At 64.4% G+C, this 15194-nt stretch carries 20 protein-coding genes; 15 read left to right on the top strand and 5 right to left on the bottom strand.

What is annotated here, in order from left to right; translation table 11 throughout:
- Window positions 1-37: 37 nt before the first annotated feature.
- The 3 genes from AC07SZ_RS18960 to AC07SZ_RS18950 form a co-directional block, all read right to left on the bottom strand.
- A complete protein-coding gene (locus tag AC07SZ_RS18960) occupies window positions 38-892 on the bottom strand; it encodes a lytic transglycosylase domain-containing protein (RefSeq protein WP_056575621.1) in 855 nt (284 codons plus the stop codon).
- Between the two features lie 5 nt (window positions 893-897).
- Window positions 898-2151 (bottom strand): flavodoxin-dependent (E)-4-hydroxy-3-methylbut-2-enyl-diphosphate synthase, encoded by a 1254-nt coding sequence (ispG, locus tag AC07SZ_RS18955; RefSeq protein ID WP_494915402.1) that lies wholly within the window; start codon window positions 2149-2151, stop codon window positions 898-900.
- A gap of 351 nt (window positions 2152-2502) precedes the next feature.
- Window positions 2503-2682 carry a YdcH family protein gene (locus AC07SZ_RS18950; protein ID WP_010911953.1) on the bottom strand — a complete coding sequence of 60 codons (180 nt, stop codon included), beginning with the start codon at window positions 2680-2682 and terminating at the stop codon, window positions 2503-2505.
- A 235-nt stretch (window positions 2683-2917) separates the two neighbouring features.
- Between AC07SZ_RS18950 and AC07SZ_RS18945 the strand changes: the two genes are divergently transcribed.
- Window positions 2918-3121 (top strand): YdcH family protein, encoded by a 204-nt coding sequence (locus AC07SZ_RS18945; protein WP_010911954.1) that lies wholly within the window; start codon window positions 2918-2920, stop codon window positions 3119-3121.
- A gap of 33 nt (window positions 3122-3154) precedes the next feature.
- Here the strand turns inward: AC07SZ_RS18945 and AC07SZ_RS18940 are convergent, their stop codons facing one another.
- Window positions 3155-3943 (bottom strand): IclR family transcriptional regulator, encoded by a 789-nt coding sequence (locus AC07SZ_RS18940; RefSeq protein ID WP_056575615.1) that lies wholly within the window; start codon window positions 3941-3943, stop codon window positions 3155-3157.
- 170 nt (window positions 3944-4113) lie between these two features.
- Here AC07SZ_RS18940 and AC07SZ_RS18935 point away from each other — a divergent pair, with 170 nt between their 5' ends.
- From AC07SZ_RS18935 to AC07SZ_RS18885, 11 genes are all read left to right on the top strand, one after another.
- A complete protein-coding gene (locus AC07SZ_RS18935; RefSeq protein WP_171883346.1) occupies window positions 4114-4944 on the top strand; it encodes a transporter substrate-binding protein in 831 nt (276 codons plus the stop codon).
- A gap of 73 nt (window positions 4945-5017) precedes the next feature.
- Window positions 5018-5683: an amino acid ABC transporter permease gene (locus AC07SZ_RS18930; protein ID WP_056575612.1), complete on the top strand. Its 666-nt coding sequence runs from the start codon at window positions 5018-5020 to the stop codon at window positions 5681-5683.
- Window position 5684: 1 nt separating this feature from the next.
- Entirely contained in the window at window positions 5685-6335 is a 651-nt protein-coding gene (locus AC07SZ_RS18925; protein WP_494915401.1) for an amino acid ABC transporter permease, read from the top strand.
- A gap of 4 nt (window positions 6336-6339) precedes the next feature.
- Window positions 6340-7134: an amino acid ABC transporter ATP-binding protein gene (locus AC07SZ_RS18920; protein WP_494915399.1), complete on the top strand. Its 795-nt coding sequence runs from the start codon at window positions 6340-6342 to the stop codon at window positions 7132-7134.
- Between the two features lie 70 nt (window positions 7135-7204).
- Entirely contained in the window at window positions 7205-7666 is a 462-nt protein-coding gene (locus AC07SZ_RS18915; protein WP_056575602.1) for a RidA family protein, read from the top strand.
- A gap of 25 nt (window positions 7667-7691) precedes the next feature.
- Window positions 7692-8897, top strand: coding sequence for an aminotransferase class V-fold PLP-dependent enzyme (locus AC07SZ_RS18910; protein ID WP_494915398.1), 1206 nt, complete (start codon window positions 7692-7694; stop codon window positions 8895-8897).
- Window positions 8898-8961: 64 nt separating this feature from the next.
- Window positions 8962-9240, top strand: a complete 279-nt coding sequence (locus tag AC07SZ_RS18905; protein WP_056575596.1) for a hypothetical protein — start codon at window positions 8962-8964, stop codon at window positions 9238-9240.
- Window positions 9241-9277: 37 nt separating this feature from the next.
- Window positions 9278-9817: a sigma-70 family RNA polymerase sigma factor gene (locus AC07SZ_RS18900; protein WP_494915397.1), complete on the top strand. Its 540-nt coding sequence runs from the start codon at window positions 9278-9280 to the stop codon at window positions 9815-9817.
- A complete protein-coding gene (locus AC07SZ_RS18895; protein WP_494915396.1) occupies window positions 9814-10725 on the top strand; it encodes an anti-sigma factor family protein in 912 nt (303 codons plus the stop codon). Before AC07SZ_RS18900 ends, AC07SZ_RS18895 begins: the two co-directional genes overlap by 4 nt.
- Window positions 10726-10824: 99 nt before the next feature.
- Window positions 10825-11322 carry a 5-(carboxyamino)imidazole ribonucleotide mutase gene (purE, locus tag AC07SZ_RS18890; protein ID WP_494915395.1) on the top strand — a complete coding sequence of 166 codons (498 nt, stop codon included), beginning with the start codon at window positions 10825-10827 and terminating at the stop codon, window positions 11320-11322.
- Window positions 11319-12395, top strand: coding sequence for a 5-(carboxyamino)imidazole ribonucleotide synthase (locus AC07SZ_RS18885; protein WP_494915394.1), 1077 nt, complete (start codon window positions 11319-11321; stop codon window positions 12393-12395). Before purE ends, AC07SZ_RS18885 begins: the two co-directional genes overlap by 4 nt.
- Before the next feature lie 114 nt (window positions 12396-12509).
- Here the strand turns inward: AC07SZ_RS18885 and AC07SZ_RS18880 are convergent, their stop codons facing one another.
- Window positions 12510-12932 carry a lysozyme inhibitor LprI family protein gene (locus AC07SZ_RS18880; RefSeq protein WP_494915393.1) on the bottom strand — a complete coding sequence of 141 codons (423 nt, stop codon included), beginning with the start codon at window positions 12930-12932 and terminating at the stop codon, window positions 12510-12512.
- A gap of 231 nt (window positions 12933-13163) precedes the next feature.
- Between AC07SZ_RS18880 and ykgO the strand changes: the two genes are divergently transcribed.
- The 3 genes from ykgO to AC07SZ_RS18865 all read left to right on the top strand — a co-directional run bounded on the left by ykgO (window position 13164) and on the right by AC07SZ_RS18865 (window position 15177).
- Window positions 13164-13289 (top strand): type B 50S ribosomal protein L36, encoded by a 126-nt coding sequence (gene ykgO, locus AC07SZ_RS18875; protein ID WP_006327841.1) that lies wholly within the window; start codon window positions 13164-13166, stop codon window positions 13287-13289.
- A 108-nt stretch (window positions 13290-13397) separates the two neighbouring features.
- A complete protein-coding gene (locus AC07SZ_RS18870; protein WP_056575584.1) occupies window positions 13398-14006 on the top strand; it encodes a tetratricopeptide repeat protein in 609 nt (202 codons plus the stop codon).
- Between the two features lie 103 nt (window positions 14007-14109).
- A complete protein-coding gene (locus AC07SZ_RS18865; protein WP_056575581.1) occupies window positions 14110-15177 on the top strand; it encodes an alpha/beta fold hydrolase in 1068 nt (355 codons plus the stop codon).
- Window positions 15178-15194 lie beyond the last annotated feature (17 nt).

The following is a 15194-nucleotide window of genomic DNA, read 5'->3' as shown; positions in this document are numbered from 1 at the left end:
TTCGATTCTCTTTCAAGCATCGAGCCGGCTTCAGCCTTTAACGGTTGCGCACCACCACGCAGGCCCCGCCGACGCTCTGCAGTTTCTGGCAAATGACATTGGCGGCGGCGCGGTCGTCGATTCCGATCCTGACCGCGTAGATGCCGCGCCGGCCGATCGGCGTGCGCACCCGGCTCACCACCGGATCATGGCCGGCAAGCAGGGCCGGAAACCGGCTCCTCACCCGCAGCCACTGGCTGATCGCGGCACTGCGGCGGAAATTGCCGGCCACCTGGACGCCCCACGGCTTGACGTTGATCGAGGCCATCGCCACGGTCTGGGACATGATCACCGGCAGCTTGCGGCAGGCGACGGCAAAATCCGTCTTGGCGTCGAGCGGCGCGACCTGTCCGGCATAGGCGGGGTCGGTGAACTTGTCGACCGGCTCGCCCATGATGTCGAAGACATAGCTCTCGGTCTCCATCGGCAGGAAACCGCCCGAACCCAGCCAGCGCGACACCCGGCTTTCGCCGGCATTGTAGGCGGCGGCCGCCAGGCCAAGATTGCCGTAGCTGGTCTTCATTTCGGCGAGATACTTCGCCGATGCCGGGATCGCCTGGTTGATGTCGAAGGAATTTTCGAGCCCCCGCATCTTGGCGGTGCCCGGCATGAACTGGGCGATGCCCTCGGCGCCGACGGGGCTGACGGCGTTGGGGTCGAAACGGCTTTCCTTCCAGATCAGCCGGGCGAAGAAATCCCGGGGCAGGCCGTTCTGGTCGGCATGGGCCTGGATCAAATTGCAGACCTTGTCGATCAACCGCTGCTTGGCCGATTGCGGCGGATCGGCCTGGGCAAGCGTCGACCAGGCCACACTGCACAGGACTATCAGCGCCACCCGGGGGAAACGCCGCATCTGGCCTACTCTGCCGCGGCCTTGCCGCTGCGACCGAACCGTTGCTCGATGTAGTCGGCGACCATTTTCTCGAAATCCGCCGCGATCGCTGGCCCGCGAAGCGTCGCCGCTTTCTTGCCGTCGACGAAGACAGGCGCCGTCGGCGTCTCGCCGGTGCCGGGCAGCGAAATGCCGATATCGGCATGCTTGGATTCGCCCGGGCCGTTGACGATGCAGCCCATCACCGCGACCTTGAGGTTCTCGACACCCGGATATTTTTCGCGCCAAACCGGCATGTTCTTGCGCAGATCCGCCTGGATATTCTGGGCGAGTTCCTGGAACACGGTGGATGTCGTGCGGCCGCAGCCAGGGCAAGCGGCGACGATCGGCACGAACTGCCGGAAGCCCATCGTCTGCAGTAATTCCTGCGACACCTGCACCTCGCGCGTGCGGTCGCCATTCGGCTCGGGCGTCAGCGAGATGCGGATGGTGTCGCCAATGCCTTGCTGCAGGAGGATGCCCATCGCCGCCGACGAGGCGACGATGCCTTTCGACCCCATGCCGGCCTCGGTGAGGCCCAGATGCAGCGCATGGTTGGAGCGGGTGGCGAGTTCCGTATAGACGGCGATCAGGTCCTGCACGCCGCTGACCTTGGCGGACAGGATGATCTTGTCGCGGCCCAGGCCGATCTCTTCGGCCATCTCGGCCGACAGGATCGCCGACTGCACGATCGCCTCGCGCGTCACCTCCTGCGCCGTCAGCGGAAAACCCTTGTCCTGATTGTCATCCATCAGCCGGGTCAGGAGTTCCTGGTCGAGCGAGCCCCAATTGACGCCGATGCGCACCGGCTTGTCGTGCTTGATCGCCATCTCGACGATATCGGTGAACTGCCGGTCCTTCTTGTCCTTGAAGCCGACATTGCCCGGATTGATGCGGTATTTGGCCAGTGCCTCGGCGCAGGCCGGATGATCGGCGAGCAACTTGTGGCCGATATAGTGGAAGTCGCCGACCAGCGGCACATTGATGCCGAGCCGCTGGAGCCGTTCATGAATGCGCGGCACGGCGGCCGCGCTCTCGTCGCGGTCGACGGTGATGCGCACGATCTCGGAACCGGCGCGGTGCAGTGCTGCAACCTGCGCGACCGTCTGGTCGATATCGGCGGTGTCGGTGTTGGTCATCGACTGCACGACAACCGGAGCGCCGCCGCCGACGACCACGCCGCCGACATCGACGCCGACCGAGGTGCGGCGAGGGAAGGGAAAGGAAAAATATCCGGTCATGCCGGCAGCCTTTTGTCTCTGAAGTCCCGTGCGTCCGCTCGGACGCACAAGCACTCCCCGGGGCCGATGCGCTGAAGTCCGGGCATGAGGTGGAGGAGCAAAGATGGCTTGTCAATGGCGACAGGTCGCCACTGGCCCCGAAATAACCCGCAAGCAGTTTCCAGGCGCCGGAGTTTTGACCCGGTCGCTCGGCTTCGGCCAATCTCAAATGTTTAGGAGGGTCCATCGAGAGGACCGACTGGAAGTCCTGCTGCGGCTTATAACGTAGCGCTGAAAATCAAAACCCACTACACCGGCGGCGGCTGCCGCCGGCAAGCAAGACCGCATAGTGGCGGCTATGTCAGTCGGGCATCAATGCGTGGTTGGTTGCGCTTTCAGTTTCTCAATCGCATCCTTGAGTGCCAGCTTGCGTCGCTTGAGATTCACGATTTCGAGGTCGTCCACCGACGGGTGGTTCATCGCGTCATCGATTTCGCGTTCGATGTCGCCGTGTTTCCGCTGCAACTCATCAAGATGGGATGCAAGAGACATGATTGGTTCTCCCTTTCATGGTTTCCCCGATTGCAGCCGCCAAGGCGCGTCCACCGCAGGTCGCTTCTGTGACGGCACAATGACACTTTGCCACCTTCCGACAGTGATGTCGAATGCTGCGTGGTAGCATTCCACGGCAATGTGAAATGTGATATGGGCTGCGCGCCGGTGGCAGAAAGTGCCGCCCCCGCCCAACAAGGCCCAGTTTTGGGCGCCGCAGTGCAGACGGTAGAGAATGTCCGATCAGGAACAGGCCGATATTCGCCTCGAATTTTCCCGGCTGAAGCAGGAACACGCCGATTTTGACGCGGCGATCAACGCGATGATCGCCACCAATTGCGACCCGCTGCAGATCCAGCGCATGAAAAAGAAGAAGCTGGCGCTGAAGGACCGGCTGATGAAGCTGGAAGACAAGATCATTCCCGACATCATCGCTTGAGCCGCGGGCCGCGCGATCCTCGTCACGTTTCGCCTATCCGGCGATGGAGAGCCTGCCGGCGCGTTCGCGCAGCAGGCCGATGAGACTTTCGGTCCGCTCCTCGGTCGTATCGATCGGAACCACAAGGCACATCGTCGCCTCGACCTTGCCCGGCGCTGAAAAGACCGGCACGGCGAGACATTTGGTGTAGGCGTCGACGAGCCCCGAGGTGACGCAGTAGCCGGTGACCCGCGCCTTGGCGATGTCGGCGATGAAATCATCCAGCCGCAGCTTGCGGCCATCGGGCAGCACGAGATCGTCCTGCGACACCATGTCCTCGATCGCGGCCCGCTCCAGCCCCGCCAGAAGCAGCCGCCCCGAAGCGGTCCAGGGCAACGGTATCTGCAGGCCGGTGGCCGAGCTGATGCGGAACGGCCTGGTGCCGGGACTGGAGTGGACGATGGTATAGCGGCCACTCTGCAGCATGCACAGTTCCGAGGTTTCCCCGGTCTCCCGCGACAGATGGTCGACCTCCTGGCGCCCTCGCCGCAGCAGGTCATTGCCGCGCACATAGTCCATTCCATAGAGATAGAGCTTCTTGCCGAAATAGACGCGGTTGCCGTCGCCGGCCATTTCCAGCAGGCCCGCGTCGACCAGCGAGCGCACCAGCGTGTAGGTCGTCGAGCGCGGCGCGTTCACCCCCTTGGCAAGGTCGCCGATGCCGATCGCGCGCTGCGTCGTGTGCAGGAAGTCCAGGATCTCGAGCACTCGGTTGAGGCCCTTTTCGCGGGAAGCCGTCGTCTTTTCGTCGGCCGAAACGGCCAAGGCATTGCCATCTTGCATTGTCGATTCCTGGTGTTAGTATCTGTCTTGTACAGGATACATGCGTCTCTTGTAAGAGACAATTTTCTTGAAATCACCGACGTGTGTCTTGCCTGTGCATGGGGAACACAACACGAAAGGAGGTCGCCGTGAACGACACATCCGGAAGACGTGATTTTCTGAAATTGGGAATGGCTGGACTGGCCACCGCCGGCGTGCTGGCAACCGTAGATGCCCAGAAGGCCGCGGCCCAGGCCGCGTCCGACAGCCTGCTGCGCACCGTGCTCGACCGCGGCAAGCTGATCGTCGGCACCGGCAGCACCAACGCGCCCTGGCATTTCGAGAACGATGCCGGCGAACTGGTCGGCATGGACATCACCATGGGCCGCATCCTGGCCAAGGGCCTGTTCGACGATCCGACCAAGGTCGAGTTCGTCATGCAGGATCCGGCGCAGCGCATCCCCAACGTCACCACCAACAAGGTCGACATCACCATCCAATTCATGACGATGACGGCGCAGCGCTCGCAGCTGATCAACTTCACCCGGCCGTACTATGTCGAAGGCGTTGCCCTGCTGACGCTTCCCACCGCCGAGAACAAGACCTTCGACAAGCTGCTTGCCGGCGGTTCGGCGACGCGCATCTCCATCCTGCAGAATGTCGACGCCGAAAGCTCCGTGCACTACGCCCTTCCGCAGGCGCAGGTGCTACAGATCGACACCCAGGCCAACGTGCTGCAGGCGCTGGAATCCAAGCGCGCCGATGCAGCCGCCGTCGATCTGTCGACCGTGCGCTGGCTCGCCTCGCGCAATCCGGACAAATATTTCGACGCCGGCAAGAGCTGGTATTCGATGCTCTACGGCGCCGCGCTTCGGCAAGGCGACCTCGACTGGCTGACCTTCGTCAACCAGACCTTCACCATTGCCATGTTCGGCCATGAATCGGCGCTCTATGACGCCGCCTTCAAGGACTATTTCGGCCAGGAGCCGCCGGCGCGTCATCCGGGTTTCCCGGTCATCTGACCCAGCAGGCGGAAGGGGCATTCCGCGCCCTTCCGCCTGCTTCCTCCGACGCCCTTCACACCGAGGCGGACGCATGGGCTATGCCCTCAATTTCAATCTGATCTGGCGGCATTTCGACAAATTGTGGGGCGGTCTGCTGCTCAGCCTCGAGCTTGCCGTGATCTCGATCGCCATCGGCGTCGTCATCGGGCTGGTGCTCGCGGTCTGGTACGTTTCGGCCGGGCGGGTGGTGCGCGCGATCATCGCAGCCTATGTCGAATTCATCCGCAACGTGCCGCTGATCCTGCTGGTCTACCTTGTCTTCTACGGCCTGCCCACCGTGGTCGACCTGGCCTACAGCGCGCCGACCTCGTTTGTCCTGACGTTGTCGGTCTATAGCGGCGCCTATCTGGTCGAGGTGTTTCGCTCAGGGCTAGAGGCTGTCCCGCGCGGTCAACTCGATGCCGGCAAGGCCATCGGCCTGACACCCTGGCAAAGGCTCATCCATGTGCGCCTGCCGACCATGCTGCGCATCACGCTGCCGGCGCTGTCCAACACCTTCATCTCGCTGTTCAAGGACACTTCGATCGCCTCAGTCATCTCGGTGCCCGAACTCACCTTCGGCGCCCAGTGGATCAACTTCAACACCTTCCGCATCGTCGAGGTCTATCTGGTGACGACGGCGATGTATCTGGTGACCGGCTACGCCTTGCTTTTTGCGCTCAGGCTGGTCGAGCGCCGGTTCAGGGCGGCGCGCTGACATGCTGAGCCAGATCCTCTACGCTCTGCCTTTCCTCGCCAAAGGCTTCGCCCTGACCCTTTGGGTATCGCTTCTGGTCGTGGTCCTGTCGCTCATCGCCGGCGCCCTGCTGGGTGTCGCCCTGGTCTATGGTCCCGCCCCGTTGCGCTGGGCGGTGCGCATCTTCTCGGACACCATTCGTGGCATTCCGATCCTGGTGCTGATGTTCTTCGTCTATTACGGCCTGCCCGCCATCGGACTTCATCTGCCGTCGTTCTGGGCGGCGGTGCTGGCGCTGACCCTGTTCAAGACGGCGCAGGTCATCGAATATCTCAGGGGCGCGGTCGCCTCGATTCCGAAGGGACAGTCCGAGGCTGCAATGGCGATCGGGCTGACCTTCAGCCAGCGGCTGACCTACGTCATCTTCCCGCAGGCCTTCAGGCGCTTCCTGCCGCCGTGGATCAACGGCGTCACCGACGCGGTCAAGGGCAGCGCGCTGGTCTCGCTGCTCGGCATCACCGATTTGATGCAGGCCATCAACCAGGTCATCGGCCGCACCTATGAGGCGATGCCGCTCTATATCCTCGGCGCGCTGATCTATTTCGCGGTCAACTATGCGCTCTCGCTCGCCAGCCGGCGGCTCGAGCGGCGCTTCTCCTTCATTCGGGAATAGCAAGATGTCCGATGCCACAAGCGCCAATCCGGCACTGCTCGAAGTGCGCGATGTCTCGAAGGCTTTCGGCGCCGTCGAGGTGCTGCGTTCCGTCAGCCTTCAGGTGAAGCGTGGCGAGGTGGTCACCGTGATCGGCCCCTCGGGGAGCGGCAAGACCACGCTGTTGCGCTGTGTCAATTTCCTCGAAAGCTACGATAGCGGCTCGATCCGTATCGACGGCAAGGAGGTCGGCTATCGCGAGGCCGGAACGCGCCAGCGCCGCAGCGAGCGCGACTTGGCCGCGATGCGTGCCGAGACCGGCATGGTCTTCCAGAGCTTCAACCTGTTTCCGCACCTGACAGCGGCCGGCAACATCATGCTGGGCTTGACCAAGGTGCGGGGGAAGGGCCAGGCCGAGGCGCGACAAACCGCCGAACACTGGCTCGGCCGCGTCGGCCTCGCCCACAAGGCCGACAGCCTGCCGGCGGAGCTTTCCGGCGGCCAGCAGCAGCGCGTCGGCATCGCGCGCGCCGTGGCGATGGAGCCGAAGATCCTGTTGCTCGACGAGATCACCTCGGCACTCGATCCCGAACTGGTTGGCGAGGTGCTGGCCGTGGTGCGCAGCCTCGCCGAGGACGGCATGACGATGCTGATGGTGACGCACGAAATGGCCTTTGCCCGCGACGCCTCGAGCCGCATCGTCTTCATGGCCGATGGCGGCGTCAGTGCTGTTGGTCCGCCCAAGGAGATCCTCGCGGCGGAGACCAGCAACGAGCGCCTCCGCACCTTCCTGGCGCGCTTCCGCGCCTCGCATTTCTGACATCGGACGGCAGACGCCGTCTCATTCTTGAATATCGGATGGCTGAAGCCAACCAAGGGAGCCTTCTTCCATGACGCCTTACATCCGGCTCGCCGAACTTGGCCTGACGCTGCCCGAGCCGCCAACCCCGATCGCCAACTTCGTCACCCATGCCGAGAGCGGGCGGCTGATCTTCCTGTCCGGCCAGGGGCCGCTGCGCGCCGACGGCACGCTCTGCACCGGCAAGGTCGGCGAGGATGTGACCGTCGAGCAGGCCTACGGGCATGCGCGCCTGACGGGGCTCAATCTGCTCGCCGTCATGCATGCCGCCGCCGGCGATCTCGGCCGCATCGTGCGCGTCGTCAAGCTGCTCGGCTTCGTCAACGCGACGCCGACCTTCAGCGACCACCCCAAGGTGATGAATGGCTGTTCCGATCTGTTCGCCGATGTCTTTGACAAGATCGGCGGCCATGCCCGCTCGGCCATCGGCGTCGGCTCGCTGCCTGGAAACATCACTGTCGAAATCGAAGCGGTCATCGAGATCGCCGCCTGATCTGCCACCCACAGGATCCGCTCACATGAAAACCACTTCCTCCACCGGCTCCAACACCACCATCCGCGAACAGCTGGGCTTGAGGCCAATTATCAATGTCTCGGGCACCATGACCGCGCTTGGCGCGTCGATCATCGTCCCGGAAGCGATCCGCGCCATGGCTGAAATGGCCTCGCAATGGGTGGAGATGGACGATCTGCAGCGCGCCGCGAGCACCGTCGTCGCACGCCTCACTGGCGGCGAGGCCGGCTTCATCACCGCCTGCTGCGCCAGCGGCATCACCATGGCGATCGCCGGCGTGATGACGGGAACCAACCTGCTGGCCATCGAGCGTCTGCCCGATGATACCGGCGACCTCAAGTCGGAGGTCGTCATCCAGCTTGGCCACATCGTCAACTACGGCGCACCGATCGACCAGTCGGTCCGCGTCGCCGGCGCCAAGGTGGTGCCCGCTGGCACGGTCAGCGTGACGCAAGACTATCATGTGCGCGAAGCGATCAACGAACGCACGGCGGCGGGCCTTTATGTCGTCGCCCACCACACCGTGCAGTACGGCATGCTGTCGCTGGAGGAGTTCTGCGAAATCTGCCACGCCAAGGGCGTGCCGGTGATCGTCGATGCCGCGTCCGAATACGATCTGCGCGGTTTTCTGGCGCGCGGCGCCGACGTCGTCATCTACAGCGGCCACAAGTTCCTGAGCGGGCCGACCAGCGGCATCGTCACCGGCCGCAAGGATCTGGTGCGGGCCGCCTATCTGCAGAACCGCGGCGTGGCGCGGGCCATGAAGGTCGGCAAGGAAAGCATCGCCGGCACCATGGCCGCGCTGGAAGCCTGGGAGACGCGCGATCACGACGGCATCCGCCGGCGCGAGGAGGCCGCTCTCAATCTCTGGAAGGATGCTTTGCAGGGGATACCAGGCATCTTTGCGAAGATCATTCCAGATCCAACAGCCAATCCGCTCGACCGGCTGCAGATCTTCGTATCGCCCGAGAGCCGCTTTACCGCCGCCGGGCTCACCTCGGCGCTTGCCTCGGGCTCGCCGCCCATCATTGTGCGCAACCACGAGATCGAGCGCGGCCATTTCTTCCTCGACCCCTGCAATCTGCATCCCGGCGAGGCCGAGATCGTCGGCGAACGCCTGCGCGCCATACTGACCGCGAAGGACCGTCCCGCCGATGCGATGAAAGCCGCCCGCAAGGATTCCTCCGGCGTCTTGCGCTGGCCGGATTGAGCACCAGGCCGACCAAAAATTCCAGAAGCGCCGGCTGATCACGCGACTGTGAACAGCCGGATTTATGCGCGACGGGAATAAGCCGGCGCCGCGACAGGTCTCTTCAGCATACGCCACGGCTGGCGTTGAGGAGATCGGCATGCCCCGTCAATGCGAAAACAGCGACCATGGCTGCGGCACCGACCGTGACCATGCGCTCGCGCGCGTGATCGTCATCAGTCTCTCTTCCATGGCGCTTGACACCGGTGAGGCAGATGATTTCAGTTTCAGCAAGGCAGGCGGCTCTGCCTGCTTCCGGGGGCTTTGCCCCAGCGAGCAAGTCAAGGTCGCCGTCGCATCTTGAAGCGGCACGGCCCGGAGTCTCGGATCATGGTGCTGCTTTGAGCGAGAGGGCCCTGGCAGAACGCTTCAACCAGGTGGTGCTGCCGCATCTCGGCGACGCGCTGGCGCTTGCCCGCTGGCTGACCGGCAATGCAGCCGACGCCGAGGATGTCGTGCAGGACGCCTGCATCAAGGCACATGCCGGCATTTCAGGCTATGCCGGCGGCAACGCCCGCGCCTGGCTGCTGACCATCGTGCGCAACACTTCCTACACCTGGATGGCGCGCAACCGGCCGCGCGCCATGATGGCCGTCGGCGATCTCGGCGATCTCGACGACATGGCGGCGGCACACGGCAGCAGCCTGCCGGAAGAGGACGGCCCGGAGGCGAGCCTGATCGCCAGGGCCGATACGGCGGCACTCGAGGCGGCGATCGCCGCCTTGCAGCAGCCATTTCGCGAAACGCTGGTGCTGCGCGATATCAACGGCCTCAGCTATCGCGAGATAGCGGCCATGCTCGACGTGCCGATGGGCACGGTGATGTCCAGGCTGGCGCGTGCGCGCGGCCTGCTGGCATCTGAATTGGGGAGAGCGCCATGACCAACCATGACGACGGACTGCCCAATGATTCCGAAGGTATCAGACTGATGATCCATGCCCTTGTTGATGGCGAGCTTGATGCGGCAGCCGCACTTGCCGTGGAGCGTCGCATCGCCGCCGACCCCCGGCTTGCCGCCGAGCATGCCCGCATTGTCGCCTTGCAAGGCGCTGTCAGCCGCTTGCCGCGCCCCGATGTCAGCGACGCCTTTCGAGCCCGCATCGCGGCGATCGGCATGGCCGGCACCGAACAACAGGCGCCGGCCCAGGCGACGGAGCCCCAGCGGGGCGCGCCGTCGGCATTGCCGGGATTGATAGCGGGCTCCGGCGGCGGCCAGAGGCGGGAGGCCGGGACACGTCCTTCCCTGGCACGGCCATCGCCAAGAGCGCGCCGCTTCGGCTCGTTCGACTGGCGCACCATGGCCGCGTCGATCATGATCAGCGCCGTGCTCGCCAGCGGCGCGACGCAATGGGTGATGCAAAGCGGCGTCGACGACGGCTTTGCCGCGGCGGTCGCCAGCGGCCACCGCCGCAGCCTGCTTGCGGCGAGCCCGATCGACATCGTTTCGTCCGACCGCCATACGGTGAAGCCGTGGCTCGACGCCCGCATTGGCGTCTCGCCACCGGCGCCGGACCTTGCCCAGGACGGTTACGCGCTGATCGGCGGCCGGGTCGAGGTGATATCGGGCCGGCCGGTGCCGGCACTGGTCTACCGCCACCGCGAGCACCTGATCACGCTGGTCGCCGAACCGCAGCAGGGCGGCAAGACCACCCAGCCGGACGACCTTTCATCCGGCGGCTTCTCGATGGTGCAATGGAGCGACGGTGCCTTCTCTTATTGGGCGATCTCCGACATGGAACGGCCCGAGCTTGACGACTTCGTCGCCCGCTTCCGCAAGGCGGCGGTGTGACCTGGATTGTGGCCGTCGGCATCTGGCCGATGGCCTGAAATCCTTGCGGCCCCGCGCGAATTCCGCTAAGGCGCGCCTTTGTCGCCGGAGAGCATCAGCTTGAACGACCAACGCGCCGACGTCGCCATCATCATGGGCAGCCAGTCCGACTGGGCGACCATGCGCCATGCCGCCGAAACGCTGGAGGCGCTGGGCGTTCCGCACAAACGGCTGATCATATCAGCGCATCGCACGCCCGACCGGCTCTATGAATTCGCCAAGGGCGCCAAGGCCGCCGGCTACAAGGTGATCATCGCCGGCGCCGGAGGTGCGGCGCACCTGCCCGGCATGACGGCGGCGATGACGCCGCTGCCGGTGTTCGGCGTGCCGGTGGAATCGAAGGCGCTGTCGGGCCAGGATTCGCTGCTCTCGATCGTGCAGATGCCGGCCGGTATTCCAGTGGGGACGCTGGCCATCGGCAAGGCCGGTGCGGCCAATGCGGCCCTCCTGGCCGCCGCCGTGCTGGCACTGACCGACGACAAGCTCGCCCAGCGGCTCGACGCCTGGCGCGCCTCGCAGACCGCCAAGGTCGCTGCCGAACCGACGGATACGCCGTGAGCCTGCCCGCCGGATCGACCATCGGCATCATCGGGGGCGGCCAGCTTGGCCGCATGCTGGCAATGGCCGCCGCCCGCCTCGGCTACCGCACCATCGTGCTGGAGCCGCAGCCGGATTGCCCGGCCGCCCAGGTCGCCAACCGGCAGATAACATCAGCCTATGACGATCCGGCCGCCCTTGCCGAACTGGCGGCCGCGAGTGCCGTCATTACCTACGAATTCGAGAACGTGCCGGTCGCCGCGGCGGAAGCGCTTGCCGCCAAGGTCGCGGTCTATCCGCCGGCGCGCGCGCTTGACGTGGCGCAGGATCGGGTGAACGAAAAGACATTCCTCAACGGCATCGGCATCGCCACGGCCGATTTTCGTCCGGTCGACACCGACGACGAGCTGAGGGCGGCGCTGAAGACATTCGGCGGCAGCGGCATCCTGAAGACGCGGCGCATGGGCTATGACGGCAAGGGCCAGCGCGTCTTCCGCAACATGGAAACGGGCGGCTTCGCCGGCACCTGCGAGGCGATGGGCAATGTGCCGCTGATCCTGGAAAGCTTCGTGCCGTTCGAGCGCGAAATCTCCGTGATCGCGGCACGGGGGCTGGACGGAGCGGTCGTCGCTTATGACCCGGCCGAGAATGTGCATCGCGACGGCATTCTCCACACCTCGACCTTGCCGGCCGCCATCACGCCTAAGACGGCGGCAGCGGCGCGTGCGGCTGCATCGACGATATTATCCGCGCTCGACTATGTCGGCGTCATCGGCGTCGAGTTCTTTGTGCTGGGTGACGGTTCGCTGCTGGCCAACGAGATTGCGCCTCGCGTCCATAATTCCGGCCACTGGACCGAAGCCGCCTGCGTCATCTCGCAGTTCGAGCAGCACATCCGTGCCATTGGCGGACTGCCACTGGGCAGCCCGGGCCGCCATTCCGATTGCGTGATGGAAAACCTGATCGGCGACGACGTGCTGCGCGTGCCGGCCCTGCTCGCCGAGCCCGATCTGATGCTGCATCTCTACGGCAAGGCCGAGGCGCGGCCCGGCCGCAAGATGGGCCACTTCACCCGCATCAGCCGGCGCGCCTAGAGGAATTCCAGCAAAGGTGTGACACGGTTTCCGTTCGGAATTGCGTGCAAACAACGAGATAGAGCGGTTCGGCCTTTTCGTTGAAATGGTGAACCGCTTCAACGCCGACCCAGGTTACTGCACCTCGTCGCCCTCAACCTCGTCGGAACCGGCGCAGCTCGCATTGCCTTCCCCGCAATTGGCCGAGGCGGCGAGCTGCTTGATGCGGTCGTTGGTCAGCCTGGTCAGGCATTGCGAAACCTCCATCGCGTGGATGGAACCGCCCGCGCTGGCGGTGGTGGTATGCGCGCACTCGGCGTCGCGAAAGGCGATCCAGGCGCGCTGCGCCGCCTGCAGCAATCTCTTGCCGTCTGCGTCATCCGAGCCGATCAGGTTCTGATAGGCCGCGTTGAGCCTGGCATCGGCGGCCTGGTAATCCGCTCCGGCACAGATGTTCATCATCTGCTGGCTGTCGTCGGAGCGGTCGCATTCCTGTGCGCGAGCAACCGACGCTCCCACCAGCAAGACAAGGCAGGCGGACAGGAATGTTCGGCGCATGACGGTCCCCAAATCACTTGAGATACAGCGCATCATCCCAGTCCGCCCGGAGCGGTGCAATGCCGCCGGGACGACATGGCGGATATTTGATGATATCAGGATGCGGCGCATGCTTGCGGTTGACACGGACAAGGGTCCTCGTTTATGAGCCACCCACCGTTCAAAAGGCGCGTCTTCTGGCGCGCCTTAAAATTTCGACCCGGCACCGGGTCCACACCGACAGGCAAGACCATGAAGATCAAGAATTCGCTCAAGGCGCTGAAGGCGCGTCACCGCGACAACCAGCTGGTTCGCCGCAAGGGCCGCGTTTACATCATCAACAAGACCGCTCCGCGCTACAAGGCGCGCCAGGGTTGAGTTTTCGGCCGGAGGCTTTTGCCTCCGCCCCTTGATGCTAGTCGGCCCGCCGACCTTCTCACGCTAAAATCACTTTGATGTTCCGCCGCCCGGGACTAGGATCGGGCGATGCGGATTCTTTTTGCATTTTTGACAGCTCTGCTTGTTTCCGGTGCCATGAGCTTGCCGGCCAGAGCCGCCGACGATCAGCCGGCAGTGCCGGCCACCCCGGATGCTCCGGCGCCGCCGATGACCAAGCAGGCCCGGCTGGACAAGCTGTTCTCCGATCTCAAGCGCGAACGCAACGAGAAGGCGGCCGAACGCATCGCCGGCAATATCTGGAACGAATGGTCCCAGTCCGGCAGCGCCTCGATCGACCTGATGATGCTGTGGTCGCAAAAAGCGATGGACAACCAGAAATTCGACGTCGCGCTCGATTTCCTCGACCAGGTGGTGACCTTGCAGCCGACCTATGCCGAGGGCTGGAACCGGCGCGCCACGGTGCATTTCATGATGAAGAACTACGGGAAGTCGATGTCGGATATCGACCGCACGCTGCAGCTCGAGCCGCGCCATTTCGGCGCGCTGTCGGGTCTGGCGCAGATCATGGCACTGACCGGCCACAAGCAGTCGGCGCTCGAGGCCTGGCAGAAGGTACTGGCCATCTACCCGATGATGCGCAGCGCCCAGGACCAGGTCGCCACCCTTTCGGAAGAGCTTGCCGGCGAAGGCATTTGATCCCTGAAGGGAGTAAGGCAATAGGGATAGATTCCACCGCGGAACGCCCGACTCTACTGCCCTACTGCCGGAACTAATCCCGTCCCACCCCGTATCTCCCCGCATGAACCTGATCTACGCCGCGGTCGCCCTTCTCCTCGCACTCGTCCTTGCCCTGGTCGGCGTTACCCGCGTCGGCTCATGGCTGATCGAGCGCCGCAACCAGGCGGTCGGCGAATTTGCCGACATCAACGGCGCCCGCATCCACTATGTCCACATCCCCGCCCCAACCAAGACGGACCTGCCGCCAATCGTCTTCATCCACGGTGCCAGCGCCAATCTCAAAGACCAGATGTTGCCACTGCGGCCGTTGCTCGAAGGCCATGCCGAACTGCTGTTCTTCGATCGGCCCGGGCATGGCTGGTCCGGGCGCGGCGCCGGCAACAATGAAAACCCTTCGGCTCAGGCTGCCACCATCGCCGCTCTGATGGACCGTCTCGGCATCAGGAAGGCAATCATCGTCGGCCATTCCTTCGGCGGCGTGGTCACAGCCGCTTTCGGCCGCGAGCATGCCGACAAGACGCTCGGTCTTGTCTTCCTGGCGCCTGCGACGCATCCCTGGCCGGGCGGCGCGACGTCCTGGTACTACGACCTGACCACCATTCCGGTGATCGGCCGGTTGTTTTCCGAGACGCTGACCTATCCCGCGGGAGCACTGCAGATGGCGGACGCCACGACCTGTGTGTTCGCGCCCAACAAGGTGCCGGATAATTATCTCGGCATGGCCGCGATCCCGCTGGTGTTGCGGCCATCGGCCTTTCGCGCCAATGCCACCGACGTTGCCGGCCTCTACAGCTACGTGCTCAGTGCGGCGCCGCACTATAACGAGATCACGGCGCCGACCGTGGTCATTTCGGGCGACCGCGACAAGATCGTCTACGCGCACATCCATTCCGTCGGCCTGGTACGCGACATAGCGGGCGCCGAACTCGTCTGGGTGCACAACCTCGGCCACAAGCCGGACTGGATCACCCCCGACCTCGTCGTCGGCGCCATCGAGAAGGTCGCCGGCAAGGATATCGATCTGGCGGCGATGGCAAGGACGGCGGAAGCGCGGATTGCCGGCGACGCCTATGGCGCCGGCAAATGTGCCGACCTCAAGGAGCCTCAGGCCGAGCTCGCTCCGACCTGATGTCCGACAGAGAAGCA

The sequence above is a fragment of the Mesorhizobium sp. GW821-FHT07A06 genome, from assembly GCF_059419085.1.
Note: the sequence above shows the minus strand (reverse complement) of the source record. Positions and strands in the feature narration are given on the sequence as shown.